Source organism: Paenibacillus sp. MMO-177 (genome assembly GCF_037147795.1).
Lineage (GTDB): Bacteria > Bacillota > Bacilli > Paenibacillales > Paenibacillaceae > Pristimantibacillus.
Map to the genome: position 1 here is coordinate 109,463 of NZ_JBBCUR010000011.1, position 23,203 is coordinate 132,665.

A 23,203-nucleotide genomic window follows, 5' to 3' on the forward strand; every position below is an offset into this window, starting at 1 on the left:
GGTTTTGCTTAATTATGTTATACGACGTTTCCTGATTGCCATTCCGGTCCTGCTTGGGGTAACGATCATCAACTTTATCATTATGAGAATGGCACCGGGCAGTCCGATCGATATGCTCGTCAGTCCCAAGTTGCCGGCTGCGGCTATCGAGGCGAAGAAGGTTGAGCTGGGGCTTAATTCACCTGTCTATGTCCAATATTTCCATTGGCTTAAAAATCTCGTGCTTCACGGGGATTTAGGCTATTCCATGATTACTTACGAGTCGGTAACGAAGATGATCTGGAGTCACATGGGACCTACTGTGCTGCTGATGGGGACAGCGCTGATCCTTGGTATTGCTATTGCGATTCCACTAGGTGTTCTAAGCGCAACCAGACAATATTCCAAGCTGGATTACGCAGCAATGACCGGATCCTTCCTTGGAATATCGGTACCGAACTTCTTTTTAGGTTTAGGACTTATCTATGTATTTGCCCTTCAGCTCAAGTGGCTTCCATCCAGCGGCATGACGGTTCTGGGCGGCAGCGGAGGCGGTGGAGACGTCTTGCGGCATCTCATCCTGCCCGTCATTGTACTGACAGCTAATGTAGCAGGAAGAAATGTTCGTTATGTACGCTCCAGCATGCTCGAAATTATGGGGCAGGACTACTTAAGGACAGCCCGTGCCAAGGGCCTCAGAGAGTTTCTAGTCGTTAACCGCCATGCTATGCGCAATGCTCTCATTCCAATTGTTACGGTACTTGGCATGGAAATTCCGATCCTGTTTGGCGGGGCGGTTGTTATTGAACAGATATTCTCTTGGCCGGGGATCGGTCAATTGACGTTGTCCTCCATTATGAGCCGTGATTATTCTACGATCATGGGTCTTAATCTGATGGCGGCCTTCATTGTCATCCTAGCGAATTTATTAACAGATGTGCTGTATGCCTTGGTTGATCCGAGAATTAAAAACAGCTATCAAGGAGCGGCCAAATCATGAATATATTAAAGCGATATTTCTCGAGGCAATCTGAACCGCAGGTTGGTTCGGAATGGATCGAGCATGGAGGCAGCACCAAGGGGATGTTCTTTACTCGGTTCAAACGCCATAAACTTGCGGTGGCCGGACTCATCGCGATTGGCATCATCACGTTATGTGCGGTGTTCGCTCCATTCCTGACGGCGTATGCCCCAACAACGGTCACTGATTCGTTCGGCTCTGCGCCATCATGGAAGCATCCACTTGGAACGGACCAGGTTGGCCGTGATATGCTCAGCCGTCTGATCTACGCGGCAAGAGTATCACTGGCCGTCGGTATTGGCTCTGTCGTTATCTCTGCTGCTATCGGAACAGTCCTTGGACTGATCTCCGGCTATATTGGAGGCTGGGTGGACGGCGTTATTATGAGGATAACTGATATTTTCATGTCGTTTCCTTACATTATGCTTATTCTCGTTGTATCGAGCATCGTAGGACCGGGATTATTGAATATCATCTTAATTCTAGGTGTGTTAGGCTGGCCGGGTGTAGCCCGTCTCGTTAGGGGCAACGTATTATCAATCAAGCAGATGGACTATGTGAAGGCGAGTGTCGTGCTGGGCTACCGAATGCCGCGAATATTGTTCCGGCACATTCTTCCGAACACGGTGGCTCCTATCCTGATTTACGCGACATCCGGTGTAGCGGGGGCTATTCTCGACGAGGCGGCGCTGAGCTTTCTCGGACTAGGCGTTCAGCCGCCTACTCCAAGCTGGGGGAATATGCTCGCCAGCGCACAGTCTCTTTCTGTGTTGACTTCACAGCCTTGGCTGTGGGTTCCTCCAGGTGTAATGATAATTATCATCGTATTATCTATTAACTTCATCGGGGACGCCCTTCGGGATACGTTGGACCCTAAGAATAATAAGTAACATTGCTGATGGAATAGATCAGTAAATAAGGGTTGTCCCAGAGTCATTATGATATGCTCCCCTTTAAGTAGACAGGTTTAATAAATAAACCGCTACTTGAAGGGGAGATTTTTTATGTCTAAAAGAATGAGCACAGTTCAGCGGAGAAGCTTGCTATTCTGCAGGAGTTAGAGTCGGGTAAACTAAGCCGGGCTGGAGTCGTTCAGTTATGTGCTGGGCAGTAGAGTAAAGGAGTGGTAGTCTGCCCCTTAGTCATAGCTGTTGCTCCCTTGTTTATCGCCGCTTATAACTACGCTTACAACAACGCAGGCAACATGACTATGAAGCTGGATCCAGTTGAATTTGTATACTTACGTGCATAATAACCCATTAATTTATTGGGACCCGACAGGTCACTGGATAGAGAGCGATAAGTCGCTGAATGTAGAGGATCAGGCGGCTATTATTGCATACACAAATGCCTATTACAATGCGACTACCGATGCGGTGAAACAAGCTGCATCTGCAGGAGCACAAGCGATTCGAGATACGGCAAAAACGGAGAAAGCCAGTGGCACGTACAACCAAAATGTCGTCTCGCCGTTACAATTCCAAACCAGTCAGATTAAAAAAAGTTGTAAACACGGCTGTCGCACAGCGCGGGTATATGACGAGTGAAGAATGGAGTGCGGCGACCAGCACAGCAGGTTAAGTATTAGTTATAATGTTTCGCTGGAAGAGGCTCTGTTCTTAAATAATTTCCTAGCAACACTTGACGCTGATGAGACTTATACGGCAGAACAAATCCTTGTGCTTTACAGCATGATGGATGCCCAAAATGGGGGAATTACCAACGCACAACTGGACCAGATAGGGATTTCTCACTATTCGGGACGAAATCTTGGAATATTCCCGTAAGATACGATAACGGATCTGCAACAAGCGTATAATCTGGCAAAGAAGCAAGTTACGTTTCAGGAAGTTAACGCGGGGCTTATTGCTGAGTCGCTGAGTAGTTTTGGACGACAACAACATCTATGCAATCAAAGTCGCATAAACAGCGGCTTTTTATTTATTGTGTAGAAGTTCTTGTCGTCAGCTCAAGACAAGAACTTCTATACAGCCCCGAGCCCCCGAAAAATGCACGATTTATTAAGCTAACGGGCAGTTTAGTTCCAATATGTGTTATTGTAAAAGGTGAGTTTGTTTTAACTAAATAAGGTAAACATCAATTGAATTAAACTGCGAAAAGGACTGAATTCAAATGACGGATACGATGTGGAAAACCATCTATAACAAAACAAACAATCAAACAACTTGCAAAGAAATTGACGAACTGCTCTCATCACTTAATGAAGGTAGATGTAATTTATCGGATGATGAAATTACAATTAAAGTGGGGTGTTTTATTCCTAGTCAAGGCTGTGAAGGTGCTGCAGATGGCTATTTAGAGTTGCTAGCAACCATATCACCGCTTCGAATCAATATTACCCAAAACCTTCTTATTATCGCACTTCAGCCAATTTATTATATGGGCTTTGAGGAGACAGAAAGTCTCTGTCAGTACATTGCTGCTGTCGCAAGAGATGGACATTTTTTAAACAATTTTCAGAAAAAAGTGCTAGCGGACTTAGCGACTCAAGAAACACTTATCGAATCTGCTTTTACTACGATGTTGCAGTATGAAGAAACATATCAATAATTAAGTTCTTTGAATAGTGACCATTTTCATTACGCTATCAGGAAACTATAGTTCAACAACAATACAGCAGCCGGCATGACCGGTTGCTTAAGGCGAGTGGCTGAAAAAGCTAAATAAAGGGAGAGCTTGAATTATGAGGCTTTATCATTATTATGATAAATCGACCGATCCCTTTAAAAATCTTTCAGACCTAGATATAGAAGAGGCAGAAATAATCCTAAACAAGCTTCGATCTGAGAGTAAGGGATTTGCAAGAAAAAGATCTAAGGAGTATCTTGGTATTCGTCAAGAGCTTGAAGAAAAGGCAAGGCTGCTGTTCATTAAAAAAGGCGGTAAACCAATACGTATGGCTCCTCATTATATGACTTTAGGAAGCTGTCCATGGCTTTTGGAGTGGTTTGAAAACGGATGCGAGCTTTCTATACCAATCGAAAATTTCGATCCATCAATAGTCAGCTTTACGTATGGAGATTTATTTCCTACCATGAGAGTTCAGGATGGAAAGAAATATCGTAGTCATGTTTATTCATTGGATGAGATTAACGAGTTAGTTACTGAACTTGGCTTCCCCCAGGATTGGAATCCTTATGGAGACAAAGGGCCTGAGCCGTATATTGAAGCTCAGATCTGGGACAATAACCCTTTAACACAATGGATGTTACGGGGAACGATAGTTCAATCAGGAACAGGGAGCAGCCCCCAAAAGCTGCTCCCTGTTCCATTGCAGTAACGTGAAAAAATGCAACCTGAATTGATTCCGCAGCGTCTAATGTATAGAAGTAATTCCCTGTTTTTAGGAGGAGTGGATTATACGGTATTTCATCAAACTAAATGCTCTAAGCGCTATCATTGCACTGATACCATTTATTATCAGCGAACTATTAGTCAATGTGTATAGAATAAATCGAATAACTGGGATTGAAATAGACGTTATAAATAGGGCTACTTCAATTATCAGTTTTGTAAGCCTAATTATCATATTTGTTATTTTTGTTCCCTTAGTTTTTCTGATTTTACCATCAAAGTTAACAAACTTTTTGACATCCATTATGTGGTTCCCATATTACTGCTTGTATGTCTATGTCTTCTTTACCCTTTTTCCTGCAAATAATCCAGCTGATGATCCTAATCCTGTTTCAGGGTTAATCATTATTGCAATTTTGTTTTTATATCCGTTTTTAATAGCAGGAATTAATGGTGTTGCTCTATTTCTCCATTATTTTAAGGGGCGCAAGGTGTTAAACTAACGGGAGACCTTAGTTGAGAAAAACAAAAATGGCAGCTGATCCAGATGTGATCAGTTGCCATTTTTGTTGAAGGAAAGGGCAGCTTAAGTCAATTCAGCTCTACATAAGTGGAATTTTCCGTTGAATTTGCTAGCGCACAACTGGATAAAAAAAGCTCTTTTGCGATCTGAATGAACAGCTTGACGCCGTGAGAAGCTTCCTTTAATGAAGGAACCGCCAGATGAATTTCTCTATAAGGCTGCGGATCAATTGTCCGGATACGGACATTAGATGGAATTCTCGATAACGATAGAGAAGTTTTCGATACGATCGAGATGCCTAGCCCTTCTTGAATCAGGTTCAACGCCGTGCTTATGTTATGACCATTAAATTTGATGTTCAACGTGGATCCAAATTGCTGGAACAGCTCGTAAATCGGCGTTACAAACCCACCTTTGCACACAATCATAGGTTCATTGTCTAGATCCGTAATTTGGATTGTTTGGCGACTCTGCAATGGATGATCATCCCGATGGATCAGACATAATTCATCTTGGAAGAAAGGGATCGTTTCAAGTTCGTTGCTCGGGGGAATAATCCAACCGACATCGATAATTCTGGAATCTAGCCATTTTTTAATCTCATCGATGGTCCCATCATACAGTTCGAATGTCAGCCCCGGATGCTTTTCCCCAATAACCCGCAATATTTTCGGCAAGAAGCACGCAGACACAATCGGAAACACCCCAACACGAACAGTACCAACCTCAAACCCTTTTTCAGCCGTGACCTCCTGCTCAACCCTATTGTATCCGTGTAAAATCTCTCTGAATATGGCAAGCAACCGCAAGCCAATATCGGTAAGAATAACACCGCTTTTACGATCCCGAATCATAAGAGTGACTCCTAATTCGGATTCAAGTGTAGAGATGGCGCGACTTACGGCAGGCTGCGTCATACCCAGTTGCTCACCAGCCTTTGTAAAGCTACCGGTCTCGACTATCTTTACAAACAATAAAAGTTGAGATTCATTCATAACAGATTTGATATCCACCTCATGAGAAACATTCATTTTATTTATGCATTGCGCTATTGTACCATAGTAAACACCATCACAGAAAGGAGCTTGAAGAAAATGCAGCTCTCGAGAACAAAAACATTTATCTTACTTACATTTTTAGTTGCGATGTGGGGGGTGAACTGGCCGCTCTCTAAATATGCACTTGAATTCGCAACACCGTTGCTTTTTGCTGGTTTAAGGATCACTATAGGAGGTCTCATTTTGCTTGTATTCGCTTTACCGCGATATCGAAGTCTTAATTTAAAGCAAACTTGGCACATTTATCTGATTTCCGCAATTTTAAATATCATTCTCTTCTTCGGTTTTCAAACATTCGGACTGAGTATGATGCCTGCCGGTTTATTTTCGACAATCGTGTTCATGCAGCCCGTTCTGCTCGGAATTGGAGCCTGGTTGTGGTTGGGTGAATCCATGAACGGCTTCAAAATAGTCGGCTTGATTTTAGGTTTTATAGGAGTCGCTGTTATTAGCATCAACGATGGCTCCGGAAATATTTCGACCCTAGGTGTCTTGCTTGGTTTAGCTAGCACAGTTACATGGTCATTCGGTACGATCTATATGAAGAAAACATCTACTAAAGTCGATGCGATCTGGTTAACTACTCTTCAGATGATCTTCGGTGGAATTGTGTTGTTGATTGCAGGTACTGCCGTTGAAAATTGGACGGATATCGTTTGGAATCAGCCGTTCATCACGACATTGTCGGTTATTGCAATCTTCTGCACGGCCTTGACCTGGCTCGTTTTCTTTTTGCTTGTCAGATCGGGTGAAGCCGGAAAAATTGGATCGTTTAACTTTCTAGTCCCACTCATTGCGATCGTGATCAGCGTTATTTTTTTAGGTGAAACCATTACTACTAAGATGGTCGTCGGACTTCTATTAATTATCATAGGTATTGTACTGGTAAATCTCAAAATGAAATCACAAAATCGGAACAATGTGTAAATAATCATTCAATTGTTTTAATCATACGGCGAACGTAAGAGTCATGAGCTAACGCATGATTGAAATATTCTACAATGAACGTTCTGCCGAGGAACTTTAATGTAATCTGAGTAACAGCTAATTCAGTGTATACAAGGAATATCACCATGCAGCGAACTGTTGTAAAGTAATCAGATGATCAGTTGCCATTTTTGTTGAAGTAAAGGGCCGCAGTTTGGTTCCAATATGTGGTACTATTGCTTGTAAGGTGATTAATCTGAATAACAAGATAAATTCCTTTTCTTTTGCTCCATAAAACGAGGAACTATAACTCAGTACACACTATACACCTGCGACGAAGCTGCTGACATTATCGGCAGCTTCAATACGTTAAAGGACAGAATAATCAACAAAATGCTTTCTTTTTCGTTAATTTTATATGGGGTGAGACAATGAGAAGTATTCCTTTTGTTTTTCTAGTATTGATGTTCTTAATCAGTGGATGTAGTAGGGGCAATCCAACCACAGAAAGAAGTAAATCAATACTCAATGATTTCACTGAGCCAACTACATTTCCATTTGAGGTTAATGAAGTTCGTACGGAAATAGAGATCGATAATCCAGATGTACTTCAACAATATGTTTTTCATTATAAAAACAAGCAAACCACTCAAGAAATAAGGTATATCTTGAGCAAGGTTATAGATGAACCAGAGAAAATATCTAAGCAAGGGAAAGAACTTTTTGAACTTGAAAATGGGATACAGACATATTACGAAGAGGGCGAGACCAGCCAATCAATTTGGTGGGAAAGTCAGGATGGTTTTTTGGCTCGCTTTGTTTATTACATTAACGGTAATCAAAATCCATTAGGTGAGTACAAGTTAGCTCGATCTGAGCTAATAGATCTAGTTAAACAAGTTCAATGACGTGTTAAGCTAAACGCGAGACGTTAGTTGAGAACAACAAGATTGCAGCTGATTATTTAATCAGTCGCTATTTTGGTTGAAGACAAGACAGGTTAATATGATGACAGATGGTGGAAAAAAAGGTGAAATTGAAACGAGTTTCGAATATTAACTATGACTGAACCAAATTGAATGAAGGTGCTCTCAATGAATTCTCTTATTGAAGAATCGGTTATAAAACTCGCAGAGAAGTTTCAGTTACCAGAACGTATAGTGAACATTGACGATTTGCCCTGGGTTCCGTTCACTGAAAATCACTCCTGCTATTTCAAACCTTTACGCTTTGATCTAAACACCGGAACATGGATTTACTTATTTAAGATTAAGAAAAATCAGATTTTAGGAAGACACAGACACACTGGAGGATCGGTAATTGGCTATAATATTCAGGGGAAATGGAGATACGAAGGGCGAGAATGGGTTGCTGTTCCGGGAACTTTTATATATGAACCACCAGGCGATATTCATACCCTTATAACAGAAGACGAAGAAGTTGTAACTCTGTTTATATTAGGAGGCTCTCTGCAGTATTTTGATGAAAATGATCAAATTATTGGTCAAGACGACATTTATACTGTCCTAAATAAGTACATAGTTTATTGCGAATTGCACGGGATTCAAACTAGAGATGACCTGATATATTAAGCTCTTAATATAAATGATCCGTTGAGCTAATGGAGAACATTAGCTCAAGAAAGATAAAACGGCAGCTCATACTGATGAGCTGCCGTTTTATCATCTATTCACTCATTACTTAACCAAATATAAGGTATTCTAAAGGGTTGTACGAGTTACGGACCTAATCAACACATGATTTTCGAATGTGATTCTGCAGGACATATGAAGTGGGAATTGGAAGTGGATTGTATTGTTGGCGCATAGGGATCTCGATGGGACCAGCTTCGACTTTATTATGGATCATAGGCTTGTATTCTTGTACATTTACATTCACCTAAAAGAGATAAATACTGTGCACATAACTGACCGGCTCAAATGTACGGACTATGTGAAACTAGTCTTTGTAAATCATAACAATCGCGTTTATATACAAAAAGGGGAAAGTTCCCTCGAACTAATGAGTCCAGGAATGCAGATAGTTTCTCGCCATTAAACATCACTTGCAACCCAAGGTTGCATTTTATGGAGTATCTAATTCAACATACACTCGATTTTGATTCCGATTTCTTTATGATACTATTTGCTATAGTTGAGTAATGGAGGTGGGCTTCCGGTGTTAGACAACAAAAAGATTGGCAAAAACATATTGGAATTGCGGAAGAGAGTATCGTTAACTCAGGTAGAGCTTTCCAACCTACTGGGCGTAAGTCATCAAGCAGTATCAAAATGGGAGCAAGGTGAATGCTTGCCTGATATCGAGGTTTTACTAAAACTTGGGCAGGTCTTCAATAAGTCAGTAGAAGAACTTCTTCTAAGGGAAAGGATAACGAGTGATTCTGTAATTGATGAAAATGTAAACTTTAATATTGCGATATCGGAACAACTTGATATCTGGACACAAGTTTTGGAGAAAATAAAAAGTCTAATCGCTACTCCAAGCTTCAATACATGGTTTAAGAATACGAAGGCTGAGTATGTGGATGGTACCTATTTAATATACAGTCCAAACAACTTTACTACTGAATGGTTATACCAAAGATACTCAAATTTCATAATACAAATTCTCGAAGAAACGACAGGTGAATCCAACTTTAAGGTCGAGTTCCGGTCAAAGGATAATTATTCGACCAATTTTGGAGCCCCAAATATTAAGGATAGGGCGAGATTGGGTCTAAGCTAACGGGAATCGTTATTTAGCACCATCAGGAAGAAGCTGCCGGCATGATCGGCAGCTTCATAAGTGTCGTACAACAACAACATCTATACAACGGAAGTCGCATAAACTGCGGCTTTTTTATTTTTTGATAGAAGTTCTTGTCGTCTGCGCAAGACAAGCCGTATTAGGACAGAACTTCTATACATAAGCGACAAGAGCACAACCAAGCTCGACCCGAGCGGTTCGTGAAGAAATGATCGTCATGCGCCTTCCTTTATCACCATGTTAGGTGTGATCTCAACCACGTGATCAGCACGAAATAAAGAATATACCGGAATTCATCATATTTTATTTAGGACATGAAAAAGCATCAACTACTCAAATTTATGCCAAGCTGTTCGGGAAACGTAAAAGAGAGTTGTATCGTTGCTTTTTTAGCAAATGGTAAAGTAAGTAACGGCAATCTGTAAATTAAAATGTCGTTACTCAACGGGAGGATAGTGCGATTACTTCGCGAATTTCATAGACTATGGAAAATTTATGAAGATTAAAAAAGACGTTATATGAAATCAAGGAAATTCATAATTTATGAGAGGACAAATACAATGAAAATCAGAGTCGGTGCAGTATTTATTCCTGTTTTGAACTTAATAGATAGTATTACATGGTATTCTGAATTTTTTTGTCTTCAATTAATTGATAACTGGGGGGCAGGAGCTAGCTTAAGTTTTAAAGAAGGAGAAGCATTAATTGCACTCATTCAGGTTGAAGAAATTCAATCGTTACAATTCCAAGTAAATAAAAATCAGAAAAATGTGTATTTTCACTTCGAAACTAACAATATAAATGAAACTATTGATTTTTTAGAGAAAAAAGGAGTTGAAATTATCAGTTCTTATGATTATGGATTAATGAAAGAATGTTTTATTCAAGATCCTTCTGGCAATCAAATTGCTATTTATTGTGAGAAGAAAGAATCCCCTTTTTATAATCATGCAACAGGGAATATATCATGGTAAAAACGTTTTATGAAGTCCAACCTGATTCTCAACGTGATAAAAGATAAAGAAGCGATAAAACAGTTTACCTATGCCATTCGATTTGCTGATAAACAATCAGGTCAAGAATACGAAACCCAAGATACGATTAATTGATTAGGAGGTTATTAAACTATCGGCGAACGATAGTTTAACCAAAAAAGGGAGCAGACCGCCGGGGCGCTTGCAATAACCCTGCAGAAATTGAACAAGATGTGTCGGATGTTTACTTATATTGCCTGCTATTCTATAGATGAAAGGAGGTCGTTGGATGAATATGCTAGAAAATTTGAACGGAGCATTAGACTACATCGAACAGAATCTTGAGAACGAGATTGATGAAGATGAGGTAGCTAAACGTGCATTCTGTTCGATTTTTCATTTCAAAAGAATGTTTTCTTACTTGGCGGGTATTCCTCTTCAAGAATATATTCGTCGCAGACGTCTCACGCTAGCAGCATTTGATTTGCAGGATCGAACTCTCAAAGTGATCGACATCGCCATTAAGTACGGTTACAATTCACCTGATGCATTTACTCGCGCTTTTCACGTGTTACATGGAATTACACCAACAGAAGCGAGAATAACCAACCGTTCACTAAAAGCATTTCCTCCAATGGTCTTTCGATTATCAATAGGAGGTAGTGAGCCAATGAAGTTTAGAATTGAACAAAAGAACGCTTTTCGAGTGGTTGGGGTAAGTAATAGAGTTACACCAATAGATTCTGGTGAACATCCTGGTGTAGAAGAGGTTTTGAAATCGACTGAAAACGAAACGTATGCCACACTGAAATCACGTAACAATATAGAACCGTTCGGAATTTTACATGTGAGCTTCGGTGAAGGAGTACGTGTGAAGCGTGATTATGATTATTACATGGCAGTTGCTTCAACGGAACCCTGTCCAGAAAACCTCTCGGAGTTAATTGTGCCGGCTATGACCTGGGCAGTATTTGAAGTAAAGGTTCCTTGGGAAAAAGAGAAATGGCACCGCATTTATGGAGAATGGTTTCCTTCCTCAGGATACGAGCAAGTTGAGGGTCCAATGATACAAGTTGGCCCTGAAATCGAGGTAGGGTTAGAAAAACAGGTTTTTACCGAAGAAAAAGAAGTTGAGTTATGGATTCCTGTTGTTAAAGTCCGCTAGAAATAGTTGGATCTAAAAGGGCGACCGTACTACTTGCTGGAAGGGTCAACCCGCAAAGAATGCCCTAAAACTTGTGATAATTAACCGTTTCGCAAACGGAGGCAGTTCAATAAATAAAATTATTATCACCCTTTTTAAACGTTTGAGAGGTGCTAAAATGACTATATATTTCTATTGAGAACAGGGGCTGGGACCATGACCGCATATGAAAAACCAAGATTGGGCGTAAGTGAAATCGAGGAAGTGTTGCGGAAGCATTTTGGACCTGGTGCGGCCGAAATAACCCCATTGACCGGGGGCAACTTGAGCACTGTGTTTTCCTTTGTTCATGAAAGCAATGGTTACGTCGTCAAATTCAGCGAATTGGAAGACGCTTATCAGACGGAAGGCTTTGTCTCTGACTTGCTGTCCGGTCAAGGCGTTACTTTTCCGAGATGCTTAGCGCTGGGGAGATACGGTCCGTTGTCATATATCATCATGGAACGGATGGGTGGGCGCAACCTAGCTGATTACACGGTAGAGCAACAGGCCTCTCACTTGCCAGAGCTTATCAGTATTCTAACCAGACTGGCTGGAGTGGACGTCGAATCAACAAAAGGATTTGGGTGGATCGGGCCTGATGGCAACGGAGCTTACGCATCCTGGAAAGACTTCGTCATTGCGTGCAACGCGGAGGATCAGACCGGGACATTCTGGGAGAACTGGCACGACCTTTATCGAACTTCTTGCTTAGAGCGAGACGTTTATGAAGAAATCTATAACCGCTTGATGAGCTGCATATCGTATAACGAACCGCACAGAGGTTTTATCCACGGGGACTTTCACCAGTGGAATATCTTGTCGAATGGCGATTATATTACTGGCATCATTGACGGTAACTATATGTACGGCGACTCCCTCGTGGACCTTGCGATTCTCGATCGGCATATGCCGTGGAGCGGCGCCATTAAGGCGTACCAAGGTTTTCAAGCCAAATGTGGCATCACGATACCTAACTTCAATGAACGGCTAATTGGCGCTTATTATTTCAAGGGACTCGACGGATTACGGTTCTATGCGAAGATGGGATGGAAAGACGCCTATCAAAGCATACGGCATTTTCTTCTTAACCTCGAGAGTTGAGCGGAAAGGCGAAAGAGGATATTTTGAAAAGAGTGGTAAGCATGAAGTCATATATCAATTGGAGATATACGATCACCATCTACAAAAAAAGTGTGAAAGGAGCGTGATAAATTAAAAAGAAAAAGGAGCAAAACCAAATGGTACAAAACAGAATAGCAACTGTTAATGACTATGAGATGATTATAAATCTTTGGGAAAGATCGGTAATGGCCACTCATCATTTTTTGAGTTTTATGGATAAAGAGGAAATCAAAAAAGAATTACCCATGTATTTTCCTCATCTTGATGTACGTCTATGGTATACCGAAGACTCTATCATCGGTTTTACAGCCATCAATGAAAGTCACTTGGAAGCACTGTTTCTCGATCCCGATAAAATTGGCAAAGGGTATGGGAAATATATTATGCAAACATGCATCAATGGTTTTGGAATCACGTCCGTTGATGTGAATAAACAAAATGAGAATGCGATAAGGTTTTACTTAAAATGCGGTTTCGTAATAACCAGTGAAGATTTGACGGATGGAGCAGGCCGCCCTTATCCCATTTTACATTTGACATACAATGAACAGCAGAGGTAATTGTTCTGTTCAGGCTGTCGCAGAATTAGAGCGGATTGAATTGAAGGACTAAATTTAATGTGTCGTGAAGAGCGGGTTATCGAAAAGATAGCCTGCTCTTTTTTTATGCGGATGGAAGTGAACGACCGCCAGTTCGGCTTTGTTTAATCCCAAACTATAAAGGATAAGATCCACTCATGGTTTTCGATTTCCCTCAAATCTACAATAAAACTATCACAAGAGAGAAGGGAAAACGCTATGAAAAATGGTGTCATTCGGGAATTGTTTAAAAATCGCACCTTGCTGCTTATGTTCCTCCCTGTAGCGGTACTCCTATTTTTGTTCAACTACCTGCCGCTGGCCGGACTTGTAATCGCCTTCAAAGATTTCGATTTTACCAAAGGCATCTTCGGCAGCGACTGGATGCATCCGCTATTCGATAACTTTGATTACCTGTTCTCGTCGGACACCGCGTTCCGGGCCGTGAGAAACACGATTCTGCTGAATGCGCTCTTTATTACCGTTGGCCTCATTTTCGAGGTGGGGTTCGCGCTTCTGCTGAACGAGGTCAGGAACAAATATTTCAAACGGGTATCGCAGTCCCTGACGTTCCTGCCGTTCTTTATCTCCTGGATCGTCGTTGGCGTATTCGCCTACAATCTGCTCGACTTCGAGAGCGGCGCGATCAACCACTTCCTTATGACCATTGGACTGAAGCCAATCGACTTCTATAGCGAAGCAGGTTTATGGCCGCTGATTCTAACCATTGCAATAAGGTGGAAAGCGACAGGATACGGAACAATCATTTATCTGGCTGCGCTGACCTCCATCGATAATTCTTATTATGAAGCGGCTTCGATCGACGGAGCGACAAGGTGGCAGCAGATTCGTTACATCAGCCTCCCTATGCTGCGTCCAACGATCATTATATTAACGCTGCTTGCCGTGGGAAGAATTATGAATGCCGACTTCGGGATGTTTTACGCGATGGTAGGAGACGCTTCCCTGCTGTTCCCGACGACAGACGTTATCGATACGTTCGTGTATCGCAGCTTGCGCAAATCCGGCGATATCGGCATGGCATCCGCGGCAGGCTTCCTGCAGTCGATGATCGCATTTGTACTGGTTATCGCGAGCAATTACGCAGCACGCAAAATCGATAAAGATTCGGCTATCTTCTAAGAACGGAGGAAACACGATATGCCCGCAAAAAGATTCTCAATCTCGCAATCTCTCATTGTTCTCGTCATATCCTTGTTCAGCTTGTCCTGCTTATTTCCGTTCGTCATGGTTATTTCGGGCTCTCTAAGCACGGAGAAGGACATTATGGATTTCGGTTATACGGTGTGGCCGCATCACATTACGCTTGACTCCTACAAGATTTTGCTCCTCGGTTCCAACCGAATTATCGATGCTTACGGCATCAGCATTCTGGTAACCGTTGCCGGTACCATTCTATCGGTGTTCGTCACCAGTATGGGCGCCTATGTAATGGCGAGGCGGTCTTTCAAGTACCGGAATATTTTATCCGTCTACGTCATCATTACGATGCTGTTCAACGGCGGTCTGGTACCTTGGTATATCATCTGCGTTCATTATCTGAATCTAAAAGACACGCTCTGGGCACTGATTCTGCCGATGCTCGCCAACGCGTTTAATATGTTCCTGATCCGCAACTTCATGAATTCGATTCCGGAAGAGATTAACGAGTCGGCGAAAATGGACGGAGCGGGGGAATTCAAAATTTTCTACCGCCTGATCATGCCGCTGTCGCTGCCCGTACTGGCAACCGTTGGATTGTTTGTCGCGCTCAGCTACTGGAACGACTGGTTCCTCGGTCTGATGTTCGTCGATAAACAGGAGCTCCAGCCCCTGCAGCTGCTGCTAAGAACATTGGTATCCAACGTTGAGTTTCTGAAGAGCTCCAGCAACGCTTCGGCGATGCAGCGCATATCGGCGCAAATTCCGTCGGAATCGATCAAGATGGCGCTTACGGTTGTTACGATCGGACCAATTGTTTTTCTGTATCCGTTTCTGCAGCGTTATTTCGTCAAAGGCCTCATGGTAGGCGCGGTAAAAGGATGACTATATCGGCTAACGCCGTGTAGTATATAAATGACAAGCATAAGGGAGAGGTCAGGATGAAGAAGAAGATCCGCATCATGTCGTTAGCCCTAGCGGCTACAATGTCTTTGAGCATTATGCTCTCGGCATGCAGCAACTCTAATAACGGCAACGGCAATACGCCTAGCAATGGCAGCAGCGGCGGGAACGCTCCTAAGGAAAGCACGGCAACCGAAAGCACGGAGCCGGAAAAAGAAGTTACGCTGAAGTTCTATTTCGGCGGCGATAAAAAAGCGGCTACCGACGAGGTATGGTCCAAAGTCAGTGAATATGTGAAAGAAAAAGGCCTTAATGTCAAATTCGATATTAACTTTATTCCGTTTGGCGACTTTAAAGATAAAATGCTCGTTATGGCCGCTTCCGGCGACAAATGGGACATGAACTTTGACGGCGACTGGCTGTCCTATAAGCAAATGGCGGCAAAAGGCTCTTACATGACGCTGAACGATCTGCTTCCGGAATATGCGCCTAACCTGTACAAGAAATACCAGGAGCAAGGCACGCTTGGCGCCGCTACCGTTAACGGCAATATCGTAGGCTTGCCATGGACGATGAAGATGAATGAGCGTAAGTTCATCGCCTGGCGTTCCGATTTGACGGAGAAAGCGGGAATCGATGTTCCGGAGGGCTCGATCAAGACGATTGAGGATCTTGACAAATTGCTTCGCCAGATGAAAGAAGCTTATCCGAACGAGAGAATTAACCGCACAACTCCGTTGTCCATGTATATGGTTCGCGACGAATGGGTGGACCTGAACTTCCATGGCCTTGGCTTCTATTTGAACGATCCAGCCGTAAAGGTTCAGCCGGTTGAGCAGCAGCCATTTTATCTGGAAGCATCCAAACTGGTCAAAACCTGGTATGACGACAACCTGATCAACCGGGATGCCATGATCGACAAAACGGATGGAGCAGCCGAGTGGAGAAACGGTAAAATGCTCGTGACGCTTACCTCCCATGAATGGGTTAACGCGAATCCAGGCTTCTCCGATCCAACGTACAAGCTGGAATCTTCCGTGCTTTATCCGGACAAGAAATTCGTGAACCGTACAGCCCTTGCTAACGTTGTGGCGATTAACCGCAACTCCAAAAACGCGGATCGCGTACTCCGCTTCCTCGACATGATGGAAACGGACAAAACCCTTTACGATCTTGTTCAATACGGTATTGAAGGCAAAACCTACGTCCTGAACGGCGATACGGCCGAATATCCGGAAGGCATGGATACAACAACAAGCAACTACATGGAGTGGGGCGGTCAATGGGCGTTCTGGAAGCCGCAATTCATGCGTCCAACGATGACTTACGGACCGGACTTCTGGGTGAACGAAGCGAAGTTCGCAAGCGAGCCTAACAACGTTAACTCGCCAATCGACGGTCTGTTCCTCGCGGAAGACACGATGAAGAACGAGCTGGCGAAACGCGATGCGGCAAGCGACGAGCTGAGCCGGCCAATCGAATACGGGGTAGTGAAGGATGTAGACAAAGCGGTTAACGACTACATCGAAGCGCAAAAGAAAAACGGTCTGGATACGATCCTTGCCGAGACTCAAAAACAAATCGACGCATTCCTTGCCAACAAGAAGTAATCATAACCAACAAACATATCGCACAGACAAACAAGAGAAGCCGGCCTGATGACACCTATAGGAGGCTTCTCTTTTTTGCCCCATTGTAAGCGGATTCATCTGTCAAAATACATCTGCAAACTGGAGGTTTGATTGTGATTACGAATAGTGGTTGGACAAACGCGCGCACAGGAATAGCCAGAATGCTTGTTATGCTGATGATCTTTTCCTCCGTCGGCTTTATCGGAATGCCAAGCGTGCATGCAGCGGAAGAGGATGCGGCAACGATTGTGCTTGGAGAGGTGCCTATCGAGAACGGGATATCCGGCAGAGCCGGAGATAACGGGGATGGGCTGCAGACCGGTAAGGCAGGAGATACGCCATATTGGCAGACCAACAAAGCGCAAGGCACGACCTACTTGTATATGAATGTCGGCGACGATTATCTGTTCGACAGCGCGGATTATAACGTGGATGTCACCATTCGTTACTATGATGAAGAAAGCGGAAGCTTCCTGCTGCAATACGATGCGCAGTCGGCTGCTTTCAAGGACAGCGCAAAGTTTACTTACGGCGATACGAAGACGTGGAAGGACTACACCTTTCATCTGAGCGACGCCAAATTCGCCAACCGTACGAACGGCTCCGACTTCCGGATCGCCATAGAAGGCGGCGGGATTAACGGCGAACAGAATCCGGACCTGAAGGTTGCAAGCGTTACGGTCAAGAAGACGCTGAAGGAAACGGCCAGTCCGGAAGCCAGCATAATTCTTGGCGCAACTCCGGTATCGCATGGCATTACCGCACGTCCCGGAGATGGCGCAGCGGAGAATCTTGTGACTGGCGAGATCGGAGGCAAGACGTACTGGAAAACGAACCAGACGATCAGCCCTACCGACCATGGCGCCAACATTCTTTATTTCTACTTCGACGTTTCGGACAGCTACTTGTTCGATAACGCGGATCAGGATGTTTTCGTAACGGTCGAGTATTACGACAGCGGCAATGGCAGCATGAAGCTGCAATACGATGCCCAGTCGGCAGCCTTTAAGGATGCGCCTGAATTTACTTATACGAACACGAATACGTGGAAAAAGCATACGTTTAAGCTTGGCGACGCCAAGTTCGCAAACGGTACCAACGGCGGTGATTTCCGTCTTCACGTGTCCGGGCCGGGAGCGATTGGCGCCAATCCGGATCTCTATATCGCTTCGGTATCGGTAAAAACCCAGCCGCAGCAAAATGTTTCGACGGAAACCAAGGTGTACGACACAGTCTATCCTACGGATGACGTTGTTATCGCCGATATGAGCGTGAAGGACTTCGGCGCGGCCGGCGACGGCTTGAAGGATGATACCAAAGCATTCCAGGATGCGCTTGCGGCTGCAGGCAACCGCGGGGGCGGCATTGTTTTTGCGCCGGCAGGCACGTATAAGCTGACCAGTCATCTCATCGTTCCGACAGGAGTAACGCTGCGCGGCGATTGGATTAGTCCCGATGCAGCCGGCGGCGAAGTAAAAGGAACCATTCTTGCCGTCTATGCCGATAAAGGCATCGAGAATGGACCTAGTTTCCTGCAGCTGGCGCCGGTGAGCGGCGTGACGAACTTGTCCGTCTGGTATCCGGAGCAGTCGCTGAATGCACCGGTTGCTTATCCGTGGACATTCGAACAGCTGTCCGGTGACAGCATGACGGTTAAGAATGTAACACTCGTCAACTCCTACAACGGCGTCAAGATTGGTCCTAGCTGGAACGAACTGCATTATGTGCGCAACTTGTACGGTACGGTGCTGAAAACGGGCATCTTCCTCGACTTTACGACCGATATCGGAAGACTGGAGCATATCCGTCTGGCGTCCTCCTATTGGGCGGGCTCCGGCTTGGCAGGCTCGCCGCAGCCGGCGGAGCTGAAAGCCTATACGACCAGTAGCACCGAAGGGATCGTCATGGGCCGTTCGGACTGGGAGTACATGTCCGATATTGACCTGGCCGATTTCAAGAACGGCATGCGGATTACGACAAGAACGGGCAGCCTGGAGACAGCCAACGCCCAGCTCTACAAAATCAATGTTCATGACAGCAACGTGGCGCTGAAGATTGAAGGCGTCAACGATTTTGGCCTGTTAATCTCGGACAGCAGCTTTAAAGCTAACGTAGGCGTTGACCCTAAAGCGGTCTATGCAACCGAAGGCTTCCACTCCATCGTTCAATTCAACCAAGTAACGTTTGGCGGTACGCCGCATCATGCGGTTGTGAATGAAGGCAGCGGCGTATTGTCGTTCGAGAACAGTACGTTCGAGAACTGGGATGATCAGAACGGCGGTTATGCGATTGCCGCGAAGGGCGGCTTGCTAATTCTAGGTCAGTCCGCTTTCTTTAAAGCTTCCAAGCATGTACTCTTGGAAGGCAGCGTGGCAACGGTTAATTCGGTCAACTCCGGGCATAACGGCAGTCTGGCGGTAACCGATAACAGCGATGCGGCAGATGTTAACGTTCATCAGGACGCGAAATATGTGCTGGAGCAGCAGCCAACCGTTGGGGCGCTTGATCTGGCGAACCGTCCGAAACCGGCGAACAACAGCCTGTTTGATATTACGGCTGCCCCTTACGAGGCGGACAGCACAGGCGAGACGGATGTATCGGCGAAAATCCAGCAAGCGCTTGACGATGCTAATGCGGCAGGCGGCGGTACGGTTTATTTGCCGGCTGGTATATACCGCGTCAATAATCCGCTTACGGTTCCTAGCGGCGTAGAGCTGCGCGGCTCATGGGATGTTCCGCATCATACGATTGGCGGCGGCACCGCAATATTTACGGCTTATGGCGAGAATAAACCTGACGGCGCTGCGTTTATCTCTCTTGAGCAGGATGCGGGTCTCAGAGGCTTATCCGTTTATTACGACCAGCAGAGCTGGACGAACGTGAAGCCTTACGCTTGGACGGTTCAAGGCAAAGGCAGCGGCGTTTACCTGATTGATACAACCCTTATCAACCCTTATAAGGGCGTAGATTTTGGCACTTACGATACGAGCGGCCATTACATTGATTACGTTGCCGGCTCTCCTCTGATGGAAGGCATTTTCCTAGGCGGAGGCGCTGACGGAGGATTGATGCGCAACGTTCAGTTCAACCCGCATTATTACGGGCGCAACAATTTCCCTAACCATCCTTCCACGGATCAGGACTTTGACGCGGTATGGAGCTACCAGAAGGAAAATCTGGACGCGTTCCGGATTGGCGATGTGAAGAGCGAGACGATCTTTAATACGTTCGTGTACGGCTCGAAATACGGAATCCATTTTGAAGAGCAGGACGGGGTTGGACCTGAAGCAGTTGTCATCGGCCACGGTACGGACGGCAGCAAGAAGGGCGCCGTGCTGGATGCCGCGGGAGAAGCGGGTCTGAAGCTGATTAATACCGAGCTGGTGTCGATGAGCTCCTCGGACAAAGTGTATGTGGTGGTTGGCAAGGATTTTGATTCCAAGGCCGTATTCTTCAACTCCTCGATGTGGGGGGATACGACGCGTTCCTTTGATATCTTCGGAGGAGATGTCCGCATTCAGCAGAGCAACTTTACGAGAGTCGGGCAGCGCGGCATTAATGCGGTTGGCGGCGACATTACACTGTACGATTCCTACTTCCAACAGCCTAACACCAATCATGTGTACGCCGGCCCGGACATTCAGAAGCTGATTATCGCAAACAACCTGTTTAAAGGCGGCCTGCAGCTTGTTAATGAAGCGGGGACAAAGGTGACGGGTTCGAACCTGGTTCCGGTTGCGCTGGATCTGGTGAAGGGCGAGTTCGACGAGAGCAACCCGGCTAACGCGAATTTTGCCCTAAAGCTGACCAACATGACGGAATCCGATCCGCTTGCGGGTAAGATCGAAGTTATTGCCCCGGACAGCTACAAGGATAAATTTGTACCGGTTCGCTTCAAGGGGATCGCGCTTGGTGGGAGCGTGATCGTTAAGCTTCCTTATTTATCGGGGGACACTCTGAAATACAAAGTAACGCTGGATAATGGCTATTCCTATGTGACGCAGGTGAAGACGGCTCAGTCGTTTGCGACGCGCAAGGACGATAACAGCCAGGTTCAGCCTACTATCGATATTTCAAGCTCCACCAATTATTCCAGTCTAGGCGGTATTTGGGGCGGCAAAGACGACCTGAGCGCACAGGCAAGCGTACGCTACGATAACGATAATCTGTATGTAACGGTACGCGCGACGGACAATACGCATTACCAGACATGGACGAACGGCGATATTTGGCAGGGCGACAGCTTGCAGCTTGGGATTGATTTATCGAGAAAAGACGGTTCCGCCAGCCAAAACGTAAACGAGCTGGGTTTTGCCCTTACGAACAGCGGCACCGTCTCGAAGTGGAGATGGCGCGCGCCTGCCGGCGTAGCTTCCGGAGCCTTTAATGTCGGCGATGCCGTCATTACTAGGGATGAAGCCACTCACCAGACGGTGTACGACATTACCCTTCCGCTCTCTGCTCTGCATGGCGCAGGTTATACCTTCTCGCAGGGGGATCCGCTTGGTTTGACGATTTTGCTCAATGAACATGACGGCGCCGGCCGTTCGGGCTTTATCGAGTATAACCAAGGGATCGGAACAAGCAAGGACGCTACGCAATTTGGCGATCTGTACTTGCTGAGCTCGGATTACGAAAGTCTGCTCGAGCAATCTGCGGAAGCAGCGGTAGCAGCGGCTGAACAGTCGAAGGATGTTACAAGCATTGACGCTGCAACCAACTTTGTCAGCCTGCTTCCGCAAGGAACGGTAAAATCCGGACTGTCGGCAAGACTGTCGGTGCTTGGCGGAACAACAAATCCGGGTAACGGGTCGGGTTCAGGCTCAGGCTCGGGTGCAGGACCAACGGACCAGCCGAAGGTGACGGTTGGAGCGAATGGGGCTGTTCAAGTAGAAGGCAAGGGAACGCTTGATGCCGGTTCGAAAAATGCAAAACTTTCGCTGACTTCCGCGTTGCTGGATCAAGCGTTCTCGAAAACATCTGGTCAGGCCGGCAAGAAGAAGGTTACCGTGGTGCTTCCTAGCGTAGCTGGTGCAAATGGCTATTCCTTGGAGCTTCCTTCAAGCTATGTGAACCAGCAGTCGCCGGATAAGCTAATCGAACTGGTAACTCCGACAGGGACGATTCTGCTCTCCAGCGATATGCTGAAGCCGGATGCGGGTAAGCTTGGTCAGACGGTAACAATTAGCATTAATAACGCGAATACCAGCGGTTGGAGCGAGCAGTTGAAAAAGAAGCTTGGCGACCGTCCTGTAGTAGATTTATCGATTCAGTCTGCTGGTCAGACCATTGACTGGCACAACAGCGGGTCGCCTGTGACGGTATCGATTCCGTATGTTCCTTCGGCAACCGAGAAGGCCGATGTCAAAAAGCTGACCGTATGGTATATCGACGGAAGCGGCAAGCCGTTTCCGGTACCCAGCGGACAGTATATGGAAGCGGCCGGAAGCATCGTATTTACGACGAAGCATTTTAGCCAATACGCGGTTGCTTTCGTGCAAAAATCGTTCGGTGATCTGAACGGCTACGCATGGGCGAAAGAAGCGATCGAGGTACTTGCGGCAAAAGGAATCATTAACGGCGTATCCGATACGTCTTATGCTCCTGGCGTTTCGATTACGAGAGCCGATTTCGTGAAGCTGCTTATCGATACGTTTGGTTTTACGACGGACACACCGGGCGGCTTTGCCGATGTGAGCTCGAATCGTTATTACGCCAACGCGGTAGGCACGGCTAAGGCTCTTGGCATTACGAACGGTGCCGGCGGCAACCGGTTTAATCCGGAAGCCCCGATTACGAGAGAGGAAGCGGCAACGTTTATCGAGCGTGCTCTCGCTGTTGCCAAGGCTGGTTTGCCAGCTGCCTCTGATGATGTGCTTGCCGGATTTACCGATGCCGGCGAAATTTCGGCTTACGCGAAAAGCAGCATAAGCGCGCTTGTCACAGCGGGACTTTTGCTGGGCCATGACGGACTGCTGGAGCCAAAAGGCCAATTGACGCGGGCGGAAGCAGCTGCTTTGTTCTACCGGATTTATAATCAATAAATAAGTTGCTGGAGC

19 protein-coding genes are annotated in these 23,203 nt (G+C 45.5%); 18 read left to right on the forward strand and 1 reads right to left on the reverse strand.

What is annotated here, in order from left to right; all coding sequences use genetic code 11:
- Positions 1-4 precede the first annotated feature (4 nt).
- The 6 genes from WFK81_RS25880 (at position 5) to WFK81_RS25905 (ending at position 4,301) form a co-directional block, all read left to right on the forward strand.
- Positions 5-979 (forward strand): ABC transporter permease, encoded by a 975-nt coding sequence (locus tag WFK81_RS25880; protein ID WP_336789662.1) that lies wholly within the window; start codon positions 5-7, stop codon positions 977-979.
- On the forward strand, positions 976-1,890 hold the full coding sequence (opp4C, locus tag WFK81_RS25885) for an oligopeptide ABC transporter permease (RefSeq protein WP_336789663.1): 915 nt from the start codon (positions 976-978) through the stop codon (positions 1,888-1,890). Before WFK81_RS25880 ends, opp4C begins: the two co-directional genes overlap by 4 nt.
- Before the next feature lie 342 nt (positions 1,891-2,232).
- Positions 2,233-2,547, forward strand: a complete 315-nt coding sequence (locus WFK81_RS25890) for a hypothetical protein (protein WP_336789665.1) — start codon at positions 2,233-2,235, stop codon at positions 2,545-2,547.
- 3 nt (positions 2,548-2,550) lie between these two features.
- On the forward strand, positions 2,551-2,787 hold the full coding sequence (locus tag WFK81_RS25895; protein ID WP_336789667.1) for a hypothetical protein: 237 nt from the start codon (positions 2,551-2,553) through the stop codon (positions 2,785-2,787).
- Between the two features lie 346 nt (positions 2,788-3,133).
- Positions 3,134-3,571 (forward strand): hypothetical protein, encoded by a 438-nt coding sequence (locus WFK81_RS25900; protein WP_336789669.1) that lies wholly within the window; start codon positions 3,134-3,136, stop codon positions 3,569-3,571.
- A gap of 133 nt (positions 3,572-3,704) precedes the next feature.
- Complete coding sequence (locus WFK81_RS25905) at positions 3,705-4,301, forward strand: hypothetical protein (protein ID WP_336789671.1); 597 nt, start codon at positions 3,705-3,707, stop codon at positions 4,299-4,301.
- 605 nt (positions 4,302-4,906) lie between these two features.
- Here the strand turns inward: WFK81_RS25905 and WFK81_RS25910 are convergent.
- The gene (locus tag WFK81_RS25910; protein WP_336789673.1) at positions 4,907-5,833 is read right to left on the reverse strand and encodes a LysR family transcriptional regulator; all 927 of its coding nucleotides are present in this window, start codon (positions 5,831-5,833) and stop codon (positions 4,907-4,909) included.
- A gap of 99 nt (positions 5,834-5,932) precedes the next feature.
- Here WFK81_RS25910 and WFK81_RS25915 point away from each other — a divergent pair, with 99 nt between their 5' ends.
- From WFK81_RS25915 to WFK81_RS25970, 12 genes are all read left to right on the forward strand, one after another.
- Complete coding sequence (locus WFK81_RS25915) at positions 5,933-6,823, forward strand: DMT family transporter (protein ID WP_336789780.1); 891 nt, start codon at positions 5,933-5,935, stop codon at positions 6,821-6,823.
- A gap of 431 nt (positions 6,824-7,254) precedes the next feature.
- Entirely contained in the window at positions 7,255-7,731 is a 477-nt protein-coding gene (locus WFK81_RS25920; RefSeq protein ID WP_336789675.1) for a hypothetical protein, read from the forward strand.
- Between the two features lie 186 nt (positions 7,732-7,917).
- Positions 7,918-8,415: a 2,4'-dihydroxyacetophenone dioxygenase family protein gene (locus tag WFK81_RS25925; protein WP_336789677.1), complete on the forward strand. Its 498-nt coding sequence runs from the start codon at positions 7,918-7,920 to the stop codon at positions 8,413-8,415.
- Positions 8,416-9,001: 586 nt separating this feature from the next.
- Positions 9,002-9,568: a helix-turn-helix transcriptional regulator gene (locus tag WFK81_RS25930; RefSeq protein ID WP_336789679.1), complete on the forward strand. Its 567-nt coding sequence runs from the start codon at positions 9,002-9,004 to the stop codon at positions 9,566-9,568.
- Positions 9,569-10,149: 581 nt separating this feature from the next.
- Positions 10,150-10,563 carry a VOC family protein gene (locus WFK81_RS25935; RefSeq protein WP_336789681.1) on the forward strand — a complete coding sequence of 138 codons (414 nt, stop codon included), beginning with the start codon at positions 10,150-10,152 and terminating at the stop codon, positions 10,561-10,563.
- Positions 10,564-10,852: 289 nt separating this feature from the next.
- The gene (locus WFK81_RS25940) at positions 10,853-11,728 is read left to right on the forward strand and encodes an AraC family transcriptional regulator (protein ID WP_336789683.1); all 876 of its coding nucleotides are present in this window, start codon (positions 10,853-10,855) and stop codon (positions 11,726-11,728) included.
- Between the two features lie 195 nt (positions 11,729-11,923).
- Positions 11,924-12,850, forward strand: coding sequence for a phosphotransferase family protein (locus WFK81_RS25945; RefSeq protein WP_336789685.1), 927 nt, complete (start codon positions 11,924-11,926; stop codon positions 12,848-12,850).
- 137 nt (positions 12,851-12,987) lie between these two features.
- Positions 12,988-13,431 (forward strand): GNAT family N-acetyltransferase, encoded by a 444-nt coding sequence (locus tag WFK81_RS25950; RefSeq protein WP_336789688.1) that lies wholly within the window; start codon positions 12,988-12,990, stop codon positions 13,429-13,431.
- Between the two features lie 237 nt (positions 13,432-13,668).
- Positions 13,669-14,592, forward strand: coding sequence for an ABC transporter permease (locus WFK81_RS25955; protein ID WP_336789690.1), 924 nt, complete (start codon positions 13,669-13,671; stop codon positions 14,590-14,592).
- Positions 14,593-14,610: 18 nt separating this feature from the next.
- Positions 14,611-15,495 carry a carbohydrate ABC transporter permease gene (locus WFK81_RS25960; protein ID WP_336789692.1) on the forward strand — a complete coding sequence of 295 codons (885 nt, stop codon included), beginning with the start codon at positions 14,611-14,613 and terminating at the stop codon, positions 15,493-15,495.
- A gap of 56 nt (positions 15,496-15,551) precedes the next feature.
- Positions 15,552-17,123 (forward strand): extracellular solute-binding protein, encoded by a 1,572-nt coding sequence (locus WFK81_RS25965; protein WP_336789694.1) that lies wholly within the window; start codon positions 15,552-15,554, stop codon positions 17,121-17,123.
- A gap of 134 nt (positions 17,124-17,257) precedes the next feature.
- Positions 17,258-23,188, forward strand: a complete 5,931-nt coding sequence (locus WFK81_RS25970; RefSeq protein WP_336789696.1) for an S-layer homology domain-containing protein — start codon at positions 17,258-17,260, stop codon at positions 23,186-23,188.
- The last annotated feature ends 15 nt before the right edge of the window (positions 23,189-23,203 follow it).

Excerpts from the sequence above, each read along its gene's own strand:
- opp4C (WP_336789663.1), top strand. The coding sequence starts at position 976 with ATGAATATATTAAAGCGATATTTCTCGAGGCAATCTGAACCGCAGGTT.
- WFK81_RS25895 (WP_336789667.1), top strand. The coding sequence starts at position 2,551 with ATGGAGTGCGGCGACCAGCACAGCAGGTTAAGTATTAGTTATAATGTT.
- WFK81_RS25900 (WP_336789669.1), top strand. The coding sequence starts at position 3,134 with ATGACGGATACGATGTGGAAAACCATCTATAACAAAACAAACAATCAA.
- WFK81_RS25905 (WP_336789671.1), top strand. The coding sequence starts at position 3,705 with ATGAGGCTTTATCATTATTATGATAAATCGACCGATCCCTTTAAAAAT.
- WFK81_RS25910 (WP_336789673.1), bottom strand. The coding sequence starts at position 5,833 with ATGAATGAATCTCAACTTTTATTGTTTGTAAAGATAGTCGAGACCGGT.
- WFK81_RS25915 (WP_336789780.1), top strand. The coding sequence starts at position 5,933 with ATGCAGCTCTCGAGAACAAAAACATTTATCTTACTTACATTTTTAGTT.
- WFK81_RS25920 (WP_336789675.1), top strand. The coding sequence starts at position 7,255 with ATGAGAAGTATTCCTTTTGTTTTTCTAGTATTGATGTTCTTAATCAGT.
- WFK81_RS25925 (WP_336789677.1), top strand. The coding sequence starts at position 7,918 with ATGAATTCTCTTATTGAAGAATCGGTTATAAAACTCGCAGAGAAGTTT.
- WFK81_RS25935 (WP_336789681.1), top strand. The coding sequence starts at position 10,150 with ATGAAAATCAGAGTCGGTGCAGTATTTATTCCTGTTTTGAACTTAATA.
- WFK81_RS25940 (WP_336789683.1), top strand. The coding sequence starts at position 10,853 with ATGAATATGCTAGAAAATTTGAACGGAGCATTAGACTACATCGAACAG.
- WFK81_RS25945 (WP_336789685.1), top strand. The coding sequence starts at position 11,924 with ATGACCGCATATGAAAAACCAAGATTGGGCGTAAGTGAAATCGAGGAA.
- WFK81_RS25950 (WP_336789688.1), top strand. The coding sequence starts at position 12,988 with ATGGTACAAAACAGAATAGCAACTGTTAATGACTATGAGATGATTATA.
- WFK81_RS25955 (WP_336789690.1), top strand. The coding sequence starts at position 13,669 with ATGAAAAATGGTGTCATTCGGGAATTGTTTAAAAATCGCACCTTGCTG.
- WFK81_RS25960 (WP_336789692.1), top strand. The coding sequence starts at position 14,611 with ATGCCCGCAAAAAGATTCTCAATCTCGCAATCTCTCATTGTTCTCGTC.
- WFK81_RS25965 (WP_336789694.1), top strand. The coding sequence starts at position 15,552 with ATGAAGAAGAAGATCCGCATCATGTCGTTAGCCCTAGCGGCTACAATG.